This window comes from Actinomadura sp. BRA 177, from assembly GCF_013372625.1.
Taxonomy (GTDB): Bacteria; Actinomycetota; Actinomycetes; order Streptosporangiales; family Streptosporangiaceae; genus Spirillospora.
On the sequence record NZ_JABXFD010000143.1, the window covers coordinates 1 to 4,979 of the forward strand.

General features: G+C 73.2%; 6 protein-coding genes and 1 riboswitch. Of the genes, 4 read left to right on the plus strand and 2 right to left on the minus strand.

Annotation, left to right across the window (positions count from 1 at the left end):
* Positions 1 to 446, minus strand: a 446-nt coding sequence (locus HUX53_RS04195) for a TetR/AcrR family transcriptional regulator (protein ID WP_255204905.1), incomplete at its 3' end; no start/stop codon positions are given.
* A gap of 87 nt (positions 447 to 533) precedes the next feature.
* Positions 534 to 664: riboswitch (cobalamin riboswitch) on the plus strand.
* Positions 665 to 728: 64 nt separating this feature from the next.
* Between HUX53_RS04195 and HUX53_RS04200 the strand changes: the two genes are divergently transcribed.
* The 4 genes from HUX53_RS04200 to HUX53_RS04215 all read left to right on the plus strand — a co-directional run bounded on the left by HUX53_RS04200 (position 729) and on the right by HUX53_RS04215 (position 4,210).
* Positions 729 to 1,667, plus strand: coding sequence for an ABC transporter substrate-binding protein (locus HUX53_RS04200; RefSeq protein ID WP_176401850.1), 939 nt, complete (start codon positions 729 to 731; stop codon positions 1,665 to 1,667).
* A 64-nt stretch (positions 1,668 to 1,731) separates the two neighbouring features.
* Complete coding sequence (locus HUX53_RS04205) at positions 1,732 to 2,766, plus strand: iron ABC transporter permease (protein ID WP_176401851.1); 1,035 nt, start codon at positions 1,732 to 1,734, stop codon at positions 2,764 to 2,766.
* Positions 2,763 to 3,533, plus strand: coding sequence for an ABC transporter ATP-binding protein (locus HUX53_RS04210; protein ID WP_176401852.1), 771 nt, complete (start codon positions 2,763 to 2,765; stop codon positions 3,531 to 3,533). Before HUX53_RS04205 ends, HUX53_RS04210 begins: the two co-directional genes overlap by 4 nt.
* Positions 3,530 to 4,210: an adenosylcobinamide amidohydrolase gene (locus tag HUX53_RS04215; protein ID WP_309237040.1), complete on the plus strand. Its 681-nt coding sequence runs from the start codon at positions 3,530 to 3,532 to the stop codon at positions 4,208 to 4,210. Before HUX53_RS04210 ends, HUX53_RS04215 begins: the two co-directional genes overlap by 4 nt.
* Positions 4,211 to 4,320: 110 nt before the next feature.
* On the opposite strand, the gene HUX53_RS04220 is transcribed toward HUX53_RS04215, so the two are convergent.
* Complete coding sequence (locus HUX53_RS04220) at positions 4,321 to 4,875, minus strand: hypothetical protein (RefSeq protein ID WP_176401853.1); 555 nt, start codon at positions 4,873 to 4,875, stop codon at positions 4,321 to 4,323.
* Between the last annotated feature and the right edge of the window lie 104 nt (positions 4,876 to 4,979).

Below are 4,979 nucleotides of genomic sequence, written 5' to 3' on the forward strand. Positions count from 1 at the left end.
GCGGAGTTGTGTGTAAGGGCCAGCCCGGCGGCTCCGGCCATGCCGCCGCCGGGGTCGCCGGGGGGCGGCATGGCGCGGCCGGGCAGGCCGCGGCCGGTGGCGTGCAGGGCGCCGATGACCATGCCCATGCGGACGAGGTAGGCCTCGATCGCGGTGCTCGCCTCGGCGAGCCGGGCGGGCAGCGGCTGGCCGAGCGGGATGGCCTCGATCTCCGCGAGGACGTGGTCGGTGCGCAGCGCCTCGGCGAGGCAGGCGTCCAGCAGTTCGTCCTTGTCGGCGAACACCCGGAAGATCGTGGCCTCGCCGATGCCGGCGGCGCGGGCGATCTGCCCGGTGGTCACGGCCGTCCCGTGCTCGGCGACCAGCGGCAGCGCGGTCCGCACGATCATCTCGCGGCGCCGCTGCGGGCTCATCCCCGGCGCCCGGCGCCGGCTTCCGGTCTCCATGCCGCCGAGGCTACGGAGTGAGGACTCACACCGTCAAGCCGAAGTGAGCATGATACTCACACCGTGAACCCGGACAGATTGGGATTCCTTGCCTGATACCGTTGCGGTGCTGCGCGCCCAGGAGCGAAGTCCGGTGTGATCCCGGCGCTGTCCCGCAACTGTGGTGCCCCTCTCGAAGTGGCCGAGCCAGGTCGCCTCCTGCGCGCGCCGACGCTTATCGACCTCGTGGAAGGGCGATCCGTCATGGGCGGGCCGCGGCTTCCCGGCAGCCTGGAGGCTCCTGTGAGACCCGTACGTACGTTCGGCGCGGTGGTGGCGATCGGCGCCCTGCTGGTCACGGCCGCATGCGGCGGTGACGGACAGAGCGACGCGAAGCAGGGGGCGGACGGCGCGAAGACCGTCGTCGTCCAGGCCGCGAACGGCGCGGTGACCGTTCCGGCCGAGCCGAAGCGGATCATCTCGCTCTCCCCCACCCACACCGAGACGCTGTTCGCCATCGGCGCCGGATCGCAGGTGGTGGCGGTCAGCGACTTCTCGAACTACCCGGCGAACGCGCCGCGCTCCAAGCTGTCGGGCTTCAAGCCGAACGCCGAGGCGATCATCGCCTACAAGCCGGACCTCGTCGTCGTGTCGGACGACCTGAACGGCGTCGTCAAGGCGCTGGAGAAGGTGAAGATCCCCGTTCTGCTGGAGCCCGCCGCGACCAAGCTGGACGACGCCTACGACGAGATCAACGACCTCGGGCAGGCCACCGGCCACGCCGCCGAGGCCAAGAAGCTCACCGACGACATGAAGGCGGAGATCGAGAAGACGGTCGCCGCGTCGTCCAAGGCCCCGTCGTCCAAGAAGCAGGGCCTGACGTATTACCACGAGCTCGACAACGAGCTGCACTCGGTGACGTCCAAGACGTTCGTCGGCCAGGTGTACGGGATGTTCGGCCTGCGGAACGTCGCCGACAAGGCCGACAAGGCGTCCGGCGGCTACCCGCAGCTGTCCCGCGAGTACCTGCTCAAGCAGGACCCCGACCTCATCTTCCTCGCCGACACCAAGTGCTGCGGGCAGAACGAGGCGGCCCTGGCGAAGCGTCCCGGCTGGTCCGGTCTGGACGCGGTGAAGAACAAGAACGTGGTCGAGCTCGACGACGACATCGCCTCCCGCTGGGGCCCCCGCCTGCCCGAGTTCGTGAAGGCGATCGGCGACGCCGTCCAGAAGGTGCAGTGACCGGGGCGCCGCAGGTGGACGCCCGCTCATGAACCTCCTGCACCGGCCACCGCGGGACAGGCGGATGGAGCGGTCCCAGGCGAGGTTGCGGCCGCTGCCGCTGGCGGTGGCGGCCGCGCTCCTCGCCGCGACGCTGCTCGCCGGGGTGCTGGTGGGCGCCGCGGGGCTTCCCGTCGGCGGGGTCCTGAAGGCGCTCGCCGACACGATCCCGTTCGTGCACGTCGACTCCGGGTTCGGGGTGATCGACGAGAGCGTGCTGTTCGAGCTGCGGGTGCCGCGCGCGCTGATGGCGGCGCTGGTCGGCGGGATGCTCGCCATGGCCGGCGCCGGCTATCAGGGCGTGTTCCGCAACCCGCTCGCCGACCCGTACCTGCTGGGCGCGGCGGCGGGGGCCGGGGTCGGGGCGACGCTGGTGATCGTCCTGGTGCCCGGCGATCCCGGCTACGGCGTCCCGCTGGCCGCGTTCGTGGGCGCGATCTGCGGCGTCCTCCTCGCCTACGCGCTGGGCCGGACGACGGGAGGCAACGGAGCGGCGACGCTGGTGCTGGCTGGTGTCGCGGTGTCGTCGTTCCTCGCGGCGGTGCAGACGTTCCTCCAGCAGATGAACGCCGAGGAGCTGCAGCGGATCTTCTCCTGGCTGCTCGGCGGCGTCGGGTCGGCGGACTGGCGCCAGCTGTCGCTGGTCGCCCCCTACGCGCTCGTCTCCACCGTCGTCCTGCTGGCGCACGGCCGGCTGCTGGACGTGCTGAGCGTCGGCGACGAGGAGGCGGCGAGCCTCGGCCTGTCGGCGGCGCGGGTGCGGCTGACCGTGCTGGTCGCGGCGTCGCTGGCGACGGCGTCGGCGGTGGCGGTGAGCGGGCTGATCGGCTTCGTCGGCATCGTCGTGCCGCACATCGTGCGGCGGCTGGCGGGCGGCTCGTACCGGGTGGTGCTGCCGCTGTCGCTGCTCGGCGGCGCGGCTTTCCTGGAGGTGGCGGACCTGGTGGCGCGCACCGTGATCAGCCCCGGCGAGCTGCCGCTCGGCGTGGTGACGGCGTTCGTCGGCGGCCCGTTCTTCGTGGTGGTGCTGCGCGCGTCCCGCAGGCAGGTGGAGACGTGACGGTCAAGGTGCGCGGCCTGGACGTGTCGCTCGGCGGACGGCCGGTGCTGAAGGGCGTGTCGCTGGACGTCCCGGCCGGGTCCTGGACGGCCGTCATCGGGCCGAACGGCGCCGGGAAGTCGACGCTGATGCGCGCGGTCCTGGGCCTGGTGGCGTCGCACGGCGAGATCAGCGTCGCGGGCCGGGACCTGCAGCGGCTCAAGCCGCGCCAGCGCGCCCGGATGGTCGCCTATGCCGCGCAGAGCCCGAACCTCCCCATCGGCATGACCGTGTTCGACTACACCCTGCTCGGACGTTCCCCCTACATCCCGCATCTCGGACGGGAGAGCGCCCGCGACCGCGCCATCACCGGGGACGTCCTCGATCGCCTCGACCTCACCGCCTTCGCCGCCCGCCACCTGGATCACCTCTCCGGCGGCGAGCGGCAGCGGGTGGTGCTGGCGCGCGCCCTCGCGCAGCAGACCTCGGTACTCCTGCTGGACGAGCCGACGACCGCGCTCGACATCGGCCACCAGCAGCAGGTGATGGAGCTGGTCGACCAGCTGCGGCTGTCCGACGAGCTGACCGTGGTGACGACGATCCACGACCTGACCCTCGCCGGCCAGTACGCCGACGCGCTCGTCCTCATCTCGGACGGGCGGGTCGCCGCGGCGGGCACGCCCGAAGAGGTCCTCACCCGGGCCGTCGTCGAGAAGCACTTCGGCGCGCGCGTCCACGTCGCCACCGGCCCGGGCGGCCGGCCGATCCTGTCCCTGGAGCGTCCGTGAACCTGGAGACGAGCTGGCGCGAGGAGGACGGGAAGCGCCTCGCCGCGACGGTGTGGCGGGCCGGCGACGGGCACCGGATGATCTCGTCCGCGATGCTGGGCGGCGGCATCGGCCCGGCCCGCTGGGTGCTGAACGCGCAGGTCGCAGGCGCCTATTCGCGCACCGACCCGGTCGCGCACCTGACCGAGCTGGCCGCGTCCCACGGGCTGGACGGGCCCGGCGTCGGGATGCTCACGGCCGCCTCCGTCTCCCGCACCGTGCGGCGGGACGACGAGGGCGTGCACGTGTCGGCGACGGTCGGGCTGCGCGTCCCGACCTGGGCGGCCTCCCCCGCCGGAACCCCCGACCCGGAGCTCGCACCGCTGGACGGCAGGCCCCGCCCCGCCTGGACGCCCGGCACCATCAACATCGTCGTCGCCGTGCCCGTCCCGCTGAGCGACGCGGCACTGGTGAACGCGGTCGTCACCGCGACGGAGGCCAAGACGCAGGCGCTCCTGGAGGCGGGCTTCCCGTGCACGGGCACCGCGTCCGACGCCATCTGCGTGGCGGCCACCACCGACGGGGAGCAAGAGATCTTCGCGGGGCCTCGCTCGATCTGGGGCGCACGGATCGCCCGCGCCGTCCACGCGGCCGTCCACGCCGGAGCCCTCGACTACGCGCGATACCTCGGCGACTAGCACCGGCCGCCGTACCACCCCGGTGCGGTACGACGGCCGGTTTCAGGGCCAGTGCAGTGTGGGGGTTGGGCCTCACCTCCTACTTGTGCGTCGCTCCGCCGGCGTGGCGTTCAGCCGGCGTGGGGAAGGCGATGTCCGTTGCGCGGGTAGCCGTTGTGGTTCGGATATCCGTTGCGGTTCAGGGGGCCGATGCGCGGGTCGGTGGTGAGCGGGTCGCCGCCGTCCAGCAGCGATCCGGTGCCCGGCCCGTTCATCGGCGGCAGCGAGTGCAGCCCCGTCGGCGGCTCCCGGTCGACGGCCGGGCGCGGCCCGGTGTCGTGGCGGTCGGTGAGCGTGGTGAGCGCGTCGACGCGGCGGCGCGCCCGGTCGGCCTCGGCGCGGGCGGCGTCGCGTTCGGCGGTCAGCGCCCGCACCGCCGCGTGCAGCTCGTCGGCCGCGCGGGCCAGCTGCCAGTTGCGCTGCTCCAGCTCGCTGGCCCGCGCCTGGATCTGGTCGCGGTCGGCGACGGCCTGCCCGCGCTTGGCCTCGGCGTCGCGGACGGCGGAGCGCAGGTCCTCGGCGGAGCGCTTGGCGGCGTCGGCCTCGACGCGCTGCCCCTCGACCAGCGTCTCGGCCTCCGACACCCGCCCGTGCAGGGCGACGAGCTCGGACCGGGCGCTCCCCATCGACCGTCCCGTATACACAGCCGACCGTGCCCACGCAGAGGTCGGGGTGACCCTCGTGGCTGCCCCGACCCTAACAAAAAAAAACACTACGACCCCCCACCGCG

Excerpts from the sequence above, each read along its gene's own strand:
- HUX53_RS04205 (WP_176401851.1), top strand. The coding sequence starts at position 1,732 with ATGGAGCGGTCCCAGGCGAGGTTGCGGCCGCTGCCGCTGGCGGTGGCG.
- HUX53_RS04220 (WP_176401853.1), bottom strand. The coding sequence starts at position 4,875 with ATGGGGAGCGCCCGGTCCGAGCTCGTCGCCCTGCACGGGCGGGTGTCG.